Origin of the sequence: Mycobacterium sp. 23, assembly GCF_048287075.1 — a bacterium.
Taxonomy (GTDB): Bacteria; Actinomycetota; Actinomycetes; order Mycobacteriales; family Mycobacteriaceae; genus Mycobacterium; species Mycobacterium gordonae_B.
Genome location: NZ_JBLVUX010000005.1, coordinates 6,055,897 through 6,072,669 on the forward strand (window position 1 = coordinate 6,055,897; position 16,773 = coordinate 6,072,669).

Sequence of the window (16,773 nt, forward strand, 5' to 3'; positions counted from 1 at the left end):
ACATAGCCAAAAAAGCGGGGTTTCCTTCGACGCGAGGCGTGACGTGACCGGCGATTGGCGTAGCTACCCGTTCGAATTGGTGCCCGGGGACAGCCAACTCGATTTTCCCGCGGCCGAAGGCCAGCACCCCGATCAGGAGTCCGACACCTGGTTCATCGCAGGAGAGCTGGCCTCGGCCGATCGCTCCTTCGCGTTCCTGACCATCTTCAACCGGAACCGGCCCGGGGGCAGCATCGTCGCCGATTTCTACACGCTTGCGTTGTTCGATCTCGACAGCGGTGAGTACGGCACTTACACGGACTACGACATGCCTCCGGCCAGCACCGAGCCCGGCGCGAAACCCAAACTGTCCAGTGCGGTAGGGCATCTCGACGTGTCCTACGACACCGGTGCCGGCTTTGCCCGGTGGGCTACGGTGCGCGACGCTGACGGTGCATTGCGGCCTTACACCTACCAGATCAGCCTGACGGGCACCGACCAGGCCGGCCAGTCGATGCACCTGGACCTCACGGTGACGCCGACCCGGGCCCCGACACCGCTGGGCGCCTCAACGTACAACGGCAAGATCGCCTGCTTCGGCCAGGACGATACCTACTCGTACTTTCAGACCGGCATGGCCATGACCGGGACCCTCCGTTGGGGTACGACCACGGAACAGGTCAGCGGCAGCGCCGGGCACGTGGACCGGCAATGGTTCCCGAAGTACGCCGGCGGCGGAACCGGTGAGCCGCCGCGCACCAGGTCGCACGAGTGGCGCACGATCAATTTCGACAACGGCGTGGACATGAGTATCTGGCGGCAGTTCCTGCGCACCGAAGGCAATGCGCTGCAACCGTTTACCGGTATCACGACGAGCTATCCCGACGATCGGCCACCGCAGTGTGCCGAGGATTTCGACGTCACGATCAGCAGCTACGTTCGCTGGCCGGACGCGATCCGGACCCTCATCCGGCCGCCGAGCAAGCCGAGGTACATGCCCGACCGTCATCGGATCACCTGTGCCGCTTTGGATTTGGATATCATCGGGGAGCCGTTGGTGGCGGCCCCGGCGCACGGCCTGCCGATCGAGTACATGGAAGGCCCGTACCGCTACCACGGGATGCTCGGGGGCGAGGCCGTCACGGGCTTCGCGTTCAACGAGCGTTCGTTGGCCATGTACCGGGACTGGGAGCTGGTGGAAGTGCTGGCCGCCGCCGGCGCCGATGATCCCGACGTCCAGGCTGCGGTGAATCAGTTCAGGTCGCTATTGAGCGCCGGCCGGCGAGACGAAGCGCTGGCGCTGGTGACACAGTTGCGTACCGGTCAAAGCACCGCTTTTGCAACACTTTTCAACGACCTGGCCAGCGTCCTGTCCAGCGGCTAAGGCAGACCGGCGTTTCCGTGCTGACCCAAGATCAGCCCGGCACCGCCGCCTGCGGCGCCGCTGCCCGCGGTGCCACCACCGGCGCCGGGGTTGCCCCCGTTGCCGCCGCCGCCGCCGTTGCCGATCAGCACGGCGCCACCGCCAATGCCGCCGGTGCCGCCGTCTCCGGTGTCGCTGCCGTCTCCGCCGGCGCCGCCAGCACCACCGACGCCCACTAGCTGCCCACCGGTTCCGCCGCCCCCGCCGTTTCCGGCCACCGATCCTCCGACACCACCCGCGCCGCCTGCCCCGCCGCCGCCGAACCAGCTCGCACTGCCCCCGCCGCCGCCGTTCCCGCCAGGCGTTGCGGCAAGGCTTGCGCCGCCGGAGCCGCCCTGGCCGCCGCCGCCGAACAGCAGCCCGGCATTGCCACCGATGCCGCCCTGGCCACCTCCAGCGCTGCCGAGTAGGCCCAAGGTGAGACCACCCTGCCCGCCGGCTCCGCCGCTTCCGAACAACTGGCCACCGGATCCACCCGTCCCACCAGTTCCGCCGTTGCCACCAGCTGAAGTGCCTCCGGTACCACCGGCCCCGCCTGGACCACCAAACAACCCAGCGCTGCCACCGGCTCCGCCGTCGCCGCCCGGGCCGCCACTAACGCTCGCCCCGCCGTCACCTCCGCCACCGCCGCCGACGCCGAGCAAACCACCGAATATCCCGCCGGTCCCGCCAGCCCCGCCGGCGCCTGGCGAGCCGATACCAGCGTTCGTCCCGCCGGTACCGCCGGCACCGCCGGCGCCGAATAGCCAGGCAGACCCGCCGCGACCGCCGGCGCCTGCACCAGCGATTGCTGAGTTAACGCCACCGGCCCCGCCCCCGCCGCCATTGCCGAACAGCCAGCCACCGGCGCCGCCGGCTCCGCCGGCACCGTTGCCGTCACCCGCAGCGATGTTCGCACCGTTGCCTCCGGCACCGCCGGCGCCGAACAACCCGGCGGCGCCACCGGTCCCGCCTGGTTGGCCGGAACCCGCCGCCCCGGCGCCGCCCGCGCCTCCATCGCCGAGCAGCCACCCGCCCAAACCACCGTTGGCTCCGGTTCCGGCAGCGCCTGGCGCGCCGTTGCCTACCAAGGGGCGGCCGGTCAGAGCCTGGACCGGCGCATTGACGGTGTTGAGCACCAGCTGTTGCAGGCTGTGCAGGGGTGAACTACTGGGCGAGGCATTGAAACCATCCAGGCCCAGAATCGGCCCGCCGACGCCGCCGAGGCCGCTGTTGCCAGTGGTGAGTCCGGTGCCGCCCGTCCCGGCGTTGCCGCCATTGCCTATCAGCATCGCGCTGCCGCCACTGCCGCCGCCGCCTCCGCTGGCAACCGCCGATGCGCAGCCACCGGAACCGCCAGCACCACCATTGCCGAAGATCAGGCCGCCCCGTCCACCGCTTCCTCCGATACCGCCCGAGTTCAAGATGCCGGACCCGCCGGCGCCACCCGTGCCGCCGAAGCCGAAGAGCCCAGCGTCGCCGCCCGCTCCACCCGCGCCGCCAGATGCTGTTGAGACACCGGCGCCGCCGGTCCCACCAGCCCCGCCGGAGCCGAACAGCAGGCCGCCCTGACCGCCGGACCCACCAGAACCCCCCAGGAGCAGCGGGCTGCCGCCGCCGTCCCCGCCGGCACCGCCGTCACCGATTAATCCGGCCGCTCCGCCGGCGCCACCGGCACCTGCGCTTCCGCTACCGCTGTATCCGCCGTCGCCTCCAGTTCCGCCGGAACCGCCCAGCAAGCCGGCGTCGCCACCAGCACCGCCGTGGCCTCCGGCGCTGGCGCCGTATCCACCGGCTCCGCCCTGGCCGCCGCTTGCGCCGACCAGCCCGGCGAGCGGCCCGCTGGTCCCACCTGCCCCACCGTTGCCACCGGAGCCCGCGGGGTTGCTACCACCGGCCCCGCCGGTTCCGCCTCCACCGAACAACCCCCCGGCGCCACCGGCTCCGCCTGGTCCGCCCGCATTACTCGGGTCCGAGGAGTACCCGCCGGCGCCACCGGCTCCGGCGTTGCCCGACAGCCACCCTCCGGCACCGCCAGCCCCACCGGTCCCGCCCATCCCGATCGCGGAGCTTCCACCAGCGCCGCCCGCCCCGCCGTTGCCGACGAACCCGGCGGCGCCGCCGGCGCCACCCTTCTGGCCGGTTCCCGCCGCGCCGGATCCGCCGGCTCCACCATTTCCGAGCAACCACCCGCCGGGCGAGCCATCTTGCCCGGTGCCGGGTGCGCCGTTGGCGCCGTCGCCGATCAGCGGTCGGCCGGTCAGCGTCTGCACGGGAGCATTGATGGCTGCCAACAATTGCTGCAAGGGGGAAGCATTGGCGGCTTCGGCGGCCGCGTAAGCGCCCGCTCCGGCGCTCAACGCCCGGGCGAACTCCGCATGGAACGCTTGTGCTTGCACACTGAGCGCCTGATAACTCTGGGCGTGTCCGGAGAACACGGCCGCGATGGCGGCCGAGACCTCATCCTGGGCGGCCGCCAGTAACCCGGTCGTCGGGCCCGCCGCAGCAGCGCTGGCCGCAGTCAGCGTCGCACCCACATTCTCCAAATCCGTTGCGGCCAAAGCCACCTGCTCTGGGATAGCAATCACAAACGCCATCTGACACCTCCAGGTGAGCACAACTCGGCAGGAGCCCGACTACCCTGCGCGGGGCGTGCGTCAGATTGCAGCACATATCCACGAGCAATAGTTAAGTATTCACAAACCATTCACATGACTCATAAGGGCAGTCAGCGGTGGGGTGGGGCAGTCATTCGCCCGTTGCCAGCGCCCGCTGCCACGCGATGTGACGGTGCTGCAACCCAGGCTCGTTGCGCCCGAACACAAGTCGCGCCCGGGCGCCCGATTCGAGGTTGGCCTGCAGCCCCTCGACCAACCGGTAGTCCTCGTCGCGCACGGTGGCGTGGGCGTACTCGAAGACGGCTTGCGCGCCCGCGGCCATGGATTCGTCGGACATGTCCAGAGGTGTCGAATTCTGGTGAACCGTGGTGGATCGGCCCGGCCGGTCGCCGGGGTACACGCGGAACAACTCGCCGTTGGCGATGGTCACCGAGATGACGATGTTCGGGAACAACGCGTAGATGACGACCAGATTGTTCAGCGGAACCCACTGATCCTCGGCGGTGTCGTCGAGGTCCAGGATCGTGTTGAGCGGGAAGATCAATCGGTGGTGCGGCCCGTAGGCGTCGAACACGGTGCAGTTGCTGCGCGCGATCGTCGCGAAGGTCTGCTGGTGGACGGTCGCGAAGTGGTAGTTCTCGGCGAAGGTGTCAATGGCGAGCTTCCAGTTGATGGGGGAGTCGAGCACCTTCTCGCCCAGCGGTGACCAGCGACCGATGCCCCATGAGTCGAGCTCTTCGGCCAACGGCCCCAGATGCGCAGCCACGTTCAGATTGGTGCCGGGTTCCATTGCCACCCAGAGGAATCCGGCGAACTCGGTGGCCGGCAGCTCGGTCAGGCCATCGGATTTCGGCGTCACATCCGGAAAGCCTTCGCGGCCGGGAACGGCGAACAGGCGGCCCGTGTTGTCGTATGTCCAGGCGTGGTACGGGCAGGTGAACCGCTTGGCCACGCCGCATCCCGATACGACCTGCGCCTGCCGGTGCAGGCAGACATTGTCGAACGCCTTGACCGAACCGTCGGCGATTCTGGTCAGCAGGATCGACCGGCCCATCACCGTCTTGGTGCAGTACGAACCCGGCTCGGGCAACTCAGAGACATAGCCGACCAGTTGCGGGCTGGCCATCACCAGGGCGCGGTCCCGCTCGTGCCGTTCGGCCGAGGTGTACTCGCGCGCGTCGACCAGGTGCTGAGCGGGCGCGAGGTCGGTCGTTTTGTCCCGCGCTAATTTCAGCGCGCGGCGGGTGAGGTCGATGAGCTGGTCGTGTTGCATCGTTCCATTACAGACCTTCCGACGGTTGTAAGGTCAAGGAGTGGCTGGGCAGTTGCTGATCGGCGATGTCGCGGCTTTGACCGGGATCGCCTCAGGCCGCATCCGCCACTACGAGAAAATCGGGTTGTTGCGCGCCGAGCATCTCAGCAACGGATATCGGGTCTTCGGCGTGGAGCAGGTCCTCGATCTGTTGCGGATCGATCTGATGAGAAGTCTCGGCGTCAGCATCGATGACATTCAGCGGTTGGTTCACGGCGGACAGACCACGCTGGCAGATCTTCTCGACGAGCACCGGGCGTTGCTGGTGCGCCAGCGCGAACGGCTCGACCAACTCATCTCGGCAATCGACGCGGCAACAGAGCATCCGCGCGCCGATGTCGACGAGAAGATCTTGCGCAGGCTGGCGACAACGCACCGCGACAGCATCGGTGTCATCGGACGCCTGAGCACCCCGCTGACCGCCCCGGTCGCGGCCATGTACGCCGAACTGTTCGAAGAATGGGAGTTGCCGGTTCCGCCGCTGTTCGGGCAGATGGTGCTGCCCGCACCGGCCAGCACCTTATTGGCACAGCTCGCGGTGACCCCGGGTCGCGAGGTGCTGTTCGACCGGCTGCGCAGGCTTGCCACCGAAGTGGTCGCTCTGGATGAAGACCGTACGGCGGCAACCCAACTCGCGCTCAAGTGGATCGAGGAGCAGGTGGCGGACCCGCTGCCGTCCGACGTGGCCGAAGCGCTGCGGTGCGTGCACCCGCTACTGGCGCACGATCCGGTGATCGTGCAGGGCTTTCGGGCCTGGGCCGCGACGATCAACGGGGCTGCGGCCCATTTCATCGACGAGATGGCGGTCCAAACCGCCGAGCGCGGTCTGCAGGCCGTGAGTGTCATCGTGCTTCCTTGACTTGCGGCCCCGCAGCGGGGCCAAAAGTGACCCATCTGTGACTGTTGAGGTCCCTGAGTCTGCTGGGGTTGTTGCGTACCCTGTCGCATGTGTCAGTCTCCCGACGTGACGTGCTCAAACTCGCGGCCGCGATGCCGGGGCTGCTGGGCCTCGGCGTGGCGGCGTCGCTGAGTGCCGCCCCGGCGTCGGCGTCCCTCGGGACCTTGCTGGACTACGCGGCTGGCGTCATCCCGGCCAGCCAGATCAGGGCGGCGGGCGCGGTCGGGGCGATCCGGTACGTCTCGGACCGCCGGCCCGGCGGCAACTGGATGCTGGGCAAGCCGATGCAACTCGCTGAGGCCCGCGACCTGCACGGAAGCGGCCTGAAAATTGTGTCGTGCTATCAGTTCGGTAAGGGCAGCACCTCGGACTGGCTCGGCGGTGCCGCGGCCGGGTTGCAGCACGCCAAGCGTGGCGCGGAACTGCATGGCGCGGCCGGAGGGCCCGCCGGTGCCCCGATCTACGCGTCGATCGACGACAACCCGTCGCTGGAGCAGTACAAGAACCAGATCGTGCCGTATCTGCGATCGTGGGAGTCGGTGATCGGGCACGAGCGCACGGGCGTATACGCCAACTCCAAGACCATCGACTGGGCGGTGAACGATGGACTCGGCGCCTATTTCTGGCAGCACAACTGGGGCTCGCCGAGCGGCTACACCCACCCCGCGGCCCATCTGCACCAGGTGGAGATCGACAAACGCACGGTGGGTGGCATCGGGGTGGACGTCAACGAAATCCTCAAGCCCCAATTCGGGCAGTGGGCCTGACGCGCGGAGTTCCTAAGACTCTGACAAACATTCCAGCAAACACTCGTTCGCTCAGTCCGCGCCGTCGGCTACATCGATGAATCCGCGCGGCCGCGGCATGTCACACCAAGGGCGGCCGACACAACAGAATTTTTTCGGATAACGATTTGGTAACAATGCTGCTTTGAACAGCGCCGTTATAGCTACTCGACCGTAACCACCTACATGCAGGACGTTTGTTCGAGACGCTCGTGCCAGTTGTTTGAGCCGGTGTTACCCGTGACACGGTTACCCGTGCGTAGAACTCGTCAGTAACCTTCCGACGTCAAGAAAACGTACAGACCCTTATGACACTCTTATGGGGTCCGATGCAGGTAGATGGCGCCTCGTCACGGAGGGATCGGGCGCCGACGAAGCACCGGTCAGACGACTATCGGCTGCGATTCGGTGTGGAATCGCCCGGATTGTGACGGGGCCTTCTGGCAGGGGCCGGCCCGAACGACCCGACACGTGGCTCACGCAGACGCGCGACACAGACGCATACAGGAGATTAAAAGGTGACGATCCACGAGCACGACAGGGTGTCAGCAGACCGCGACGGCAGTGGACCGCACAACGCCCATGCTCTGGTTGATCGGCTGGCGGCCGGCGAGCCCTACGCGGTCGCATTCGGTGGCCAGGGCAGCGCCTGGTTGGAGACGCTCGAGGAGCTGGTCTCCGGTGCCGGCATCGAACCGGAACTGTCCGAGTTGGTCGGCGAGGTGCAGCTGTTGCTGGAACCGGTGGCCAAAGAGCTGGTCGTGGTGCGTCCGATCGGCTTCGAGCCGCTGCAGTGGGTCCGTGCGCTGGCGGCCGAAGACACGGTTCCCTCGGAAAAGCACCTGACCTCGGCGGCGGTCTCCATCCCGGGCGTGCTGCTGACCCAGATCGCTGCCATCCGGGCACTTGCCCGTCAGGGGATGGACCTCGCCGAAACTCCGCCGGTTGCGCTGGCCGGTCACTCGGCGGGCGTGCTGGCGGTCGAGGCACTCAAGGCAGGCGGTGCCCGCGACGTCGAGTTACTGGCCATGGGCCAGTTGATCGGCGCGGCCGGAACTCTGGTGGCGCGCCGCCGCGGTATCTCGGTGCTCGGCGATCGCCCGCCGATGGTGTCCGTCACCAACGCAGACCCGCAACGGATCAGCCAGCTACTCGACGAGTTCGCCCAGGACGTGCGCACGGTACTTCCGCCGGTGCTCTCGATCCGCAACGGCCGCCGGTCCGTCGTCATCACCGGAACCCCCGAACAACTGTCGCGCTTCGAGCTCTACTGCCAGCAGATCTCGGAGAAAGAAGAAGCCGACCGCAAGAACAAGGTGCGCGGGGGCGACGTCTTCGCGCCGGTCTTCGATCCGGTCAAGGTCGAGGTGGGCTTCCACACGCCCCGGTTATCCGACGGCATCGACATCGTCGGCCGCTGGGCCGAAACGGTCGGACTCGATGTCGAGCTGGCCTGCCACCTGGCTAACGCCATCCTGGTCAGCAAGGTCGACTGGGTCGACGAGATCACCAAGGTGAATGACGCCGGCGCGCGCTGGATTCTCGACCTGGGGCCCGGAGACATCCTGACGCGGCTGACGGCGCCGGTGATCCGCGGTCTGGGGATCGGCATCGTGCCGGCGGCCACCCGCGGCGGTCAGCGCAACCTGTTCACGGTCGGTGCCACTCCGGAGGTGGCCCGCGCGTGGTCGAGTTACGCGCCGACCGTCGTGCGCCTGCCCGACGGCCGGGTCAAGCTGTCGACCAAGTTCACCCGGCTGACCGGCCGGTCGCCGATCCTGCTGGCCGGCATGACCCCGACCACCGTCGACGCCAAGATCGTCGCCGCGGCGGCCAACGCCGGCCACTGGGCTGAGCTGGCCGGCGGCGGTCAGGTCACCGAGGAGATCTTCGCGGCCCGCGTCGCGGAGCTGTCCGGTCTGCTGGAGCCCGGCCGCACCTACCAGTTCAATGCGCTGTTCCTGGACCCGTACCTGTGGAAGTTGCAGTTGGGCGGCAAGCGACTGGTGCAGAAGGCCCGCCAGTCCGGCGCCGCGATCGACGGCGTCGTGGTCAGCGCCGGCATCCCCGACCTCGAGGAAGCCGTCGAGCTGATCGAGGAGCTCAACGACATCGGCATCAGCCACGTCGTTTTCAAACCCGGAACCATCGAGCAGATCCGCTCCGTGATCCGCATCGCCACCGAGGTGCCCACCCGGCCGGTGATCATGCACGTCGAAGGCGGCCGCGCCGGTGGCCACCACTCCTGGGAGGACCTCGACGACCTGCTGCTGGCGACCTACTCGGAGCTGCGCTCGCGCGCCAACATCACCGTCTGTGTCGGCGGTGGCATCGGCACGCCGGAACGCGCCGCCGACTACTTGTCCGGGCGCTGGGCGCAGGACTACGGCTTCCCGTTGATGCCGATTGACGGCATCCTGGTCGGCACCGCCGCGATGGCGACCTTGGAGTCCACCACATCGCCCTCGGTCAAGCAGATGCTGGTGGAGACCGGTGGCACCGACCAGTGGATCAGTGCCGGAAAAGCCCAGGGCGGCATGGCTTCCAGCCGCAGTCAGCTGGGCGCCGACATTCACGAGATCGACAACAGCGCATCGCGCTGCGGCCAGCTGCTCGACGAGGTGGCCGGCGACGCGGATGCGGTCGCGGAGCGTCGCGAAGAGATCATCGCCGCGATGGCCAGGACCGCCAAGCCTTACTTCGGCGACGTCGCCGACATGACCTATCTGCAGTGGCTGCGGCGTTACGTCGAACTGGCTATCGGAGAAGGCGATTCGACCGCAGACACCGCGGCACCCGGCAGCCCGTGGCTGGCCGACACCTGGCGCGACCGCTTCGCGGAGATGCTCAAGCGCGCCGAAGCGCGTTTGCACGCACAGGATTTCGGCCCCATCGAAACCCAGTTCGCCGACCCGGCGCTGCTGGAAGACCCCGAACGCGCCATCGCCACGCTGGTGGCGCACTATCCCGACGCCGAGACGGTGCAGCTGCACCCGGCCGACGTGCCCTTCTTCATCTCGCTGTGCAAGACCCTGGGCAAGCCGGTCAACTTCGTGCCGGTCATCGACAAGGACGTCCGCCGCTGGTGGCGCAGCGACTCGCTGTGGCAGGCCCACGACGCGCGCTACGACGCCGACCAGGTGTGCATCATCCCCGGCCCGGCGGCCGTCGCCGGCATCACCCGGCTGGACGAACCGGTCGGCGAGCTGCTGGACCGCTTCGAACAGGCCGCCATCGACGAAGTATTGGGCAGCGGGGTAGAGCCGCAAGACGTGACCGCGCGCAGGCTCGGTCGCGCTGACATCCGCGGACCGCTGGCCGTCGTGCTCGACGCGCCCGACGTGCTGTGGGCGGGCCGCACCACCATCAACCCGGTGCACCGAATCGCCGAGCCGGCCGACTGGCAGGTGCACGAAAACCGCACCGCGACACACACATCCACCGGATCACGCCTGCAGGTGACGGCAGCCGGCGACAGCGTCACCCTGAGCGTGCCGGTCTCGGGCACCTGGATCGACATCCAGTTCACCCTGCCCGCCAACACCATCGACGGCGGCATCCCCGTCGTCTCCACCGAAGACGCCACCGCCGCAATGCGTTCCGTGCTGGCCATCGCGGCCGGCGTGGACGGGCCGGACTCGCTGCCCGAGGTGGTCGACGGCACCGCCACGCTGACGGTGGACTGGGACCCCGAGCGGGTCGCCGACCACACCGGTGTCACCGCCACCTTCAGCGAGCTACTGGCGCCGAGCCTGACCACCGTGCCCGACGCGCTCGTCGGACATTGCTGGCCGGCCGTTTTCGCGGCCATCGGCGCGGCGGTCACGGACGCCGGCGTCCCGGTGGTGGAAGGCCTGCTCAGCCTGGTGCACTTGGACCACGCCGTGCAGCTGGCCGGTCACTTGCCCAAAGAAACAGCCCAGTTGACCATCGCCGCCACCGCTTCCGACGCGACCGACACCGACATGGGCCGCGTCGTACCGGTCACCGTCACGGTGACCACGGGCGACGGCGGCGCCGTAGCGACCCTCGAAGAACGGTTCGCGATCCTGGGCCGCACCGGCGCGGCCGAGCTCACCGACCCCGCCCGGGCCGGTGGTGCGGTCTCCGAGAACGCCACCGACACCCCACGCCGGCGCCGCCGCGACGTCACTCTCGGCGCCCCCGTCGACATGCGCCCGTTCGCCGAGGTGTCCGGGGACCACAACCCCATCCACACCGACAAGGCAGCGGCGCTGCTGGCCGGGTTGGAATCGCCGATCGTGCACGGCATGTGGCTGTCCGCGGCAGCGCAGCACGCGGTGACCGCCACCGACGGACAGGCCCGGCCGCCCGCCCGCCTGATCGGCTGGACCGCCCGTTTCCTCGGCATGGTGCGCCCCGGTGACGAGGTGGACTTCCGGGTCGACCGCGTCGGAATCGACCAGGGCGCAGAGGTTCTGGAGGTTGCCGCACGTATCGGATCGGATCTGGTGATGTCGGCGACCGCGCGCCTGGCGTCGCCGAAGACGGTCTATGCCTTCCCCGGTCAGGGCATTCAGCACAAGGGCATGGGCATGGACGTCCGGGCCCGTTCCAAGGCGGCCCGCAAAGTGTGGGACGAGGCCGACCGGTTCACCCGCGACACCCTGGGCTTCTCCGTGCTGCACGTGGTCCGGGACAACCCGACCAGCATCATCGCCAGCGGTGTGCACTACCACCACCCGGACGGTGTGCTGTTCCTGACGCAGTTCACCCAGGTCGCGATGGCGACGGTGGCGGCCGCCCAGGTCGCCGAGATGCGCGAGCAGGGCGCGTTCGTGGAGACCGCGATCACCTGTGGCCACTCGGTCGGTGAGTACACCGCCTTGGCCTGCGTCAGCGGCGTGTTCGAACTGGATGCGTTGCTGGAGGCCGTCTTCCACCGCGGCTCGAAGATGCACGACATCGTGCCGCGCGACGAGCTGGGCCGTTCCAACTACCGCTTGGCGGCCATCCGGCCCTCCCAGATCGACCTGCCCGATGACGAGGTCACCGACTTCGTCGCCGGAATCGCCGAGCGCACCGGGGAATTTCTGGAAATCGTCAACTTCAACCTGCGTGGCTCGCAGTACGCCATTGCCGGCACCGTGCGCGGTCTGGAGGCGCTGGAGGCCGAGGTCGAGCGGCGCCGCGAAATCACCGGCGGCAAGCGCTCATTCATCTTGGTGCCGGGTATCGACGTGCCGTTCCACTCGCGGGTGCTGCGGGTCGGGGTGGCCGAGTTCCGGCGCTCGCTGGAGCGCCTGATGCCGCGGGACAAGGACCCCGACGTCATCATCGGGCGCTACATCCCCAACCTGGTGCCGCGGCCGTTCACCCTGGACCGCGACTTCATTCAGGAGATCCGGGATCTGGTGCCCGCCGAGCCGCTCGACGAGATCCTCGCCGACTACGACACCTGGCGTAACGAGCGCCCGCGCGACCTGGCCCGCAAGGTCCTGATCGAGCTGCTGGCCTGGCAGTTCGCCAGCCCGGTGCGCTGGATCGAGACGCAGGACCTGCTTTTCATCGAAGAGGCCGCCGGCGGCCTGGGCGTGGAGCGGTTCGTCGAGATCGGTGTGAAGACCGCGCCGACCGTCGCGGGTCTGGCAACCAACACCCTCAAGCTGCCCGAATATGCCCACAGCACAATCGAAGTGCTCAACGCCGAGCGCGACGCCGCGGTGCTGTTCGCCACCGACACCGACCCGGAGCCGGAAGAGGAACCGGTTGAGGATTCCGGCTCGGCCGCGTCTGAGGCCGCACCGTCTGAGGCCGCGCCGGCCGCCCCGGCGCCGGCGCCAGCCGCGCCGTCAGGTGGCCCCCGTCCCGACGACATCGGATTCGACGCTGCCGACGCCACTTTGGCCCTGATCGCCATCTCGGCCAAGATGCGCCTGGACCAGATCGAGCCGCTGGACTCCATCGAGTCGATCACCGACGGCGCGTCGTCGCGGCGTAACCAGCTGCTGGTAGACCTCGGCTCCGAGCTGAACCTGGGTGCCATCGACGGCGCCGCGGAGGCCGACCTGGCCGGCCTGCGGGCGCAGGTCACCAAGCTGGCCCGCACCTACAAGCCTTTCGGGCCAGTGCTTTCCGACGCCATCAACGACCAGCTGCGTACGGTGCTCGGGCCCTCGGGCAAGCGGCCGGCGGCCATCGCCGAACGCGTGACGAAGACCTGGGAGCTGGGTGAGGGGTGGGCCAAGCACGTCACCGTCGAGGTGGCGCTGGGCACCCGGGAAGGCACCAGCGTCCGCGGCGGTGCCATGGGCCACCTGCATGAGGGCGCCCTGGCCGACGCCGCGTCCGTCGACAAAGTGATCGACGCCGCGGTGGGCGCGGTCGGCGCACGGCTCGGTATCGCCGTGTCGCTCCCGTCCGCTGGTGGAGGCGGCGGCGCGACCGTCGACGCGGCTGCGCTGAGCGAGTTCACCGATCAGATCACCGGCCGCGACGGCGTGCTGGCTTCGGCGGCCCGTCTGGTGCTGGGTCAGCTGGGTCTTGACGACCCGGTGTCCGCGTCGCCGACCGCCACCGATGCCGAGCTCATCGACCTGGTAACGGCCGAATTGGGCGCGGACTGGCCACGTCTGGTGGCGCCGACGTTCGACGGTAAGAAGGCCGTGGTGTTCGACGACCGCTGGGCCAGCGCCCGTGAAGACCTGGTCAAGCTGTGGCTCACCGACGAGGGCGACATCGACGCCGACTGGTTGCGGCTGTCCGAACGCTTCGAGGGCGCCGGGCACGTCGTCGCCACCCAGGCCACCTGGTGGCAGGGCAGGTCGCTGGCTGCGGGCAAACAGATCCACGCCTCGCTGTACGGCCGCATCGCCGCCGGAGCCGAGAACCCGGACCCTGGACCGCACAACAACGAAATCGCTGTTGTGACAGGTGCTTCCAAGGGCTCAATCGCCGCTGCGGTGGCGGCGCGGCTGCTCGACGGCGGCGCCACCGTGATCGCGACGACCTCCAAGCTCAACGATGAGCGACTGGCGTTCTACCGCACCCTCTACCGCGACCACGCCCGCTACGGTGCGGCGCTGTGGGTGGTGCCGGCCAACATGGCGTCCTACTCCGACATCGATGCGCTCGTCGAGTGGATCGGCAACGAGCAGAGCGAAAGCCTTGGGCCGCAGTCGATTCACATTAAGGACGCGCAGACCCCGACACTGCTGTTCCCGTTCGCGGCACCGCGTGTCGTCGGGGACCTGTCCGAGGTCGGTGCGCGCGCCGAGATGGAGATGAAGGTGTTGCTGTGGGCCGTGCAACGGCTCATCAGCGGGCTGTCGAAGATCGGCGCCGAGCGTGACATCGCCTCGCGGTTGCACGTGGTGCTGCCGGGCTCGCCCAACCGTGGAATGTTCGGTGGGGACGGCGCCTACGGCGAGGCCAAGTCGGCACTGGACGCCGTGGTGAGCCGCTGGCACGCCGAGACGTCCTGGGCGGAACGGGTCAGCCTTGCGCACGCGCTGATCGGCTGGACCCGCGGCACCGGACTGATGGGCCACAATGACGCCATCGTCACCGCCGTCGAAGAGGCCGGCGTCACCACCTACTCGACCGATGAGATGGCGGGGTTGCTGCTGGGCCTGTGCGACGTGGAATCCAAAGTCGCCGCGGCGAGTTCGCCGATCAAGGCGGACCTCACCGGCGGCCTGGCCGAAGCGAAACTGGACATGGCCGAACTGGCGGCCAAGGCGCGCGAGGAGATGACCTCGGAGGCCGCGGGCGGGGAGGATGACGCGGCCGAGGGCACCATCTCAGCGCTGCCGTCACCGCCGCGCGGCTACACCCCGGCACCGCCCCCGGAGTGGGCGGACCTCGATGTCGACCCCGCCGACCTGGTGGTGATCGTCGGCGGCGCCGAACTTGGGCCGTACGGTTCGTCGCGCACCCGCTTCGAGATGGAGGTCGAGAATGAGCTGTCGGCCGCCGGCGTCCTCGAACTGGCCTGGACCACCGGCCTGATCCGTTGGGAAGACGACCCCCAACCGGGTTGGTACGACACTCAGTCCGGCGATCTGGTCGACGAGTCCGAACTGGTCGAGCGGTATCACGACACCGTCGTGGAACGTTGCGGCATCCGCGAATTCGTCGACGACGGCGCAATCGACCCCGATCACGCCTCGCCGCTGCTGGTTTCGGTGTTCCTCGACAAGGACTTCACCTTCGTGGTGTCCTCGGAAGCCGAGGCTCGATCCTTCGCCGAGTTCGACCCCGAGCACACCGTGGTGCGCCCGGTACCCGACTCCGGTGACTGGCAGGTCACCCGAAAGGCCGGCACCGAAGTGCGGGTGCCGCGCAAGACCAAGCTGTCGCGAGTGGTCGGCGCGCAGATCCCGACCGGGTTCGACCCGACGGTGTGGGGGATCAGCCCGGACATGGCCACCTCGATCGACCGGGTGGCGCTGTGGAACATCGTGACCACCGTGGACGCCTTCCTGTCCGCCGGGTTCAGCCCGGCCGAGGTGATGCGCTACGTGCATCCGAGCCTGGTGGCCAGCACTCAGGGCACCGGTATGGGCGGCATGACGTCGATGCAGACCATGTACCACGGGAACCTGCTCGGCCGGAACAAGCCGAATGACATCCTGCAGGAAGTGCTGCCGAATGTTGTTGCCGCGCATGTGATTCAGTCCTACGTTGGCAGCTACGGGTCGATGATCCACCCGGTTGCCGCCTGTGCCACGGCGGCGGTGTCGGTCGAGGAGGGCATGGACAAGATCCGGCTCGGCAAGGCCGAGTTGGTGGTGGCCGGTGGCCTGGACGACCTGACGCTGGAGGCCATCATCGGCTTCGGCGACATGGCCGCCACCGCCGACACATCGATGATGCGCGGCCGCGGCATCGAGGACTCGAAGTTCTCCCGGCCGAACGACCGGCGCCGGCTCGGCTTCGTCGAAGCCCAGGGCGGCGGCACCATCCTGCTGGCACGCGGCGACCTCGCCCTGCGCATGGGACTGCCGGTGCTGGCCGTCGTGGCCTTCGCGCAGTCCTTCGGCGACGGAGTGCACACCTCGATCCCGGCACCGGGCCTCGGCGCCCTGGGCGCTGGCCGCGGTGGCAGGGACTCGGCGCTGGCGCACGCGCTGGGCAAGCTGGGTGTGACCGCCGACGACATCGCGGTGGTCTCCAAGCACGACACGTCGACGCTGGCCAACGACCCCAACGAGACGGAACTGCACGAGCGGCTCGCGGACTCCCTGGGGCGTTCGGCCGGTGCACCGCTGTTCGTGGTGTCGCAGAAGAGCCTGACCGGTCACGCCAAGGGCGGTGCCGCCGTCTTCCAGACGATGGGACTGTGCCAGATGCTGCGGGACGGAGTGATCCCGCCCAACCGCAACCTGGACTGCGTCGACGACGAGCTGGCCGGTTCGTCGCACTTCGTCTGGGTTCGGGACACACTGCGGCTCGGCGAGAAGTTCCCGCTGAAGGCGGGAATGCTGACCAGTCTCGGGTTCGGCCACGTGTCGGGTCTGGTTGCGCTGGTACACCCGCAGGCGTTCATCGCCTCGCTGGAGCCCGGGCAGCGCGCGGACTACCAGCGTCGTGCCGACGCACGGATGCTGGCCGGTCAGCGCCGGCTGGCCTCGGCGATCGCCGGCGGCGAGCCGATGTACCAGCGGCCGCCGGACCGCAGGTTCGACCACGACGCGCCGGAGAAGCGGCAGGAGGCGACGATGCTGCTGAACCCGGCCGCGCGGTTGGGTGACGACCAGATCTATGGGGCCTACCAGGCCCCTGCCGGGTGACCCGTCGGATCCGTTAACCTGGCC

At 68.6% G+C, this 16,773-nt stretch carries 6 protein-coding genes; 4 read left to right on the plus strand and 2 right to left on the minus strand.

Features of this window, described 5'->3' with window-relative positions:
- Window positions 1–43 precede the first annotated feature (43 nt).
- On the plus strand, window positions 44–1,363 hold the full coding sequence (locus tag ACNQS7_RS29110) for a lipocalin-like domain-containing protein (RefSeq protein ID WP_418015266.1): 1,320 nt from the start codon (window positions 44–46) through the stop codon (window positions 1,361–1,363).
- Here the strand turns inward: ACNQS7_RS29110 and ACNQS7_RS29115 are convergent.
- Together ACNQS7_RS29115 and ACNQS7_RS29120 are read right to left on the minus strand one after the other, a co-directional pair.
- The gene (locus tag ACNQS7_RS29115; protein WP_418015267.1) at window positions 1,360–3,978 is read right to left on the minus strand and encodes a PE family protein; all 2,619 of its coding nucleotides are present in this window, start codon (window positions 3,976–3,978) and stop codon (window positions 1,360–1,362) included. The two genes, ACNQS7_RS29110 and ACNQS7_RS29115, sit on opposite strands and share 4 nt — an antisense overlap.
- A gap of 151 nt (window positions 3,979–4,129) precedes the next feature.
- Window positions 4,130–5,272 carry an aromatic ring-hydroxylating oxygenase subunit alpha gene (locus ACNQS7_RS29120; RefSeq protein ID WP_418015268.1) on the minus strand — a complete coding sequence of 381 codons (1,143 nt, stop codon included), beginning with the start codon at window positions 5,270–5,272 and terminating at the stop codon, window positions 4,130–4,132.
- 40 nt (window positions 5,273–5,312) lie between these two features.
- Here ACNQS7_RS29120 and ACNQS7_RS29125 point away from each other — a divergent pair, with 40 nt between their 5' ends.
- The 3 genes from ACNQS7_RS29125 (at window position 5,313) to ACNQS7_RS29135 (ending at window position 16,749) form a co-directional block, all read left to right on the plus strand.
- A complete protein-coding gene (locus ACNQS7_RS29125; RefSeq protein WP_418015269.1) occupies window positions 5,313–6,170 on the plus strand; it encodes a MerR family transcriptional regulator in 858 nt (285 codons plus the stop codon).
- A gap of 89 nt (window positions 6,171–6,259) precedes the next feature.
- The gene (locus tag ACNQS7_RS29130; protein ID WP_310768739.1) at window positions 6,260–6,976 is read left to right on the plus strand and encodes a DUF1906 domain-containing protein; all 717 of its coding nucleotides are present in this window, start codon (window positions 6,260–6,262) and stop codon (window positions 6,974–6,976) included.
- Window positions 6,977–7,512: 536 nt separating this feature from the next.
- Window positions 7,513–16,749, plus strand: coding sequence for a fatty acid synthase subunit beta domain-containing protein (locus ACNQS7_RS29135; protein ID WP_418015270.1), 9,237 nt, complete (start codon window positions 7,513–7,515; stop codon window positions 16,747–16,749).
- Window positions 16,750–16,773: the final 24 nt, after the last annotated feature.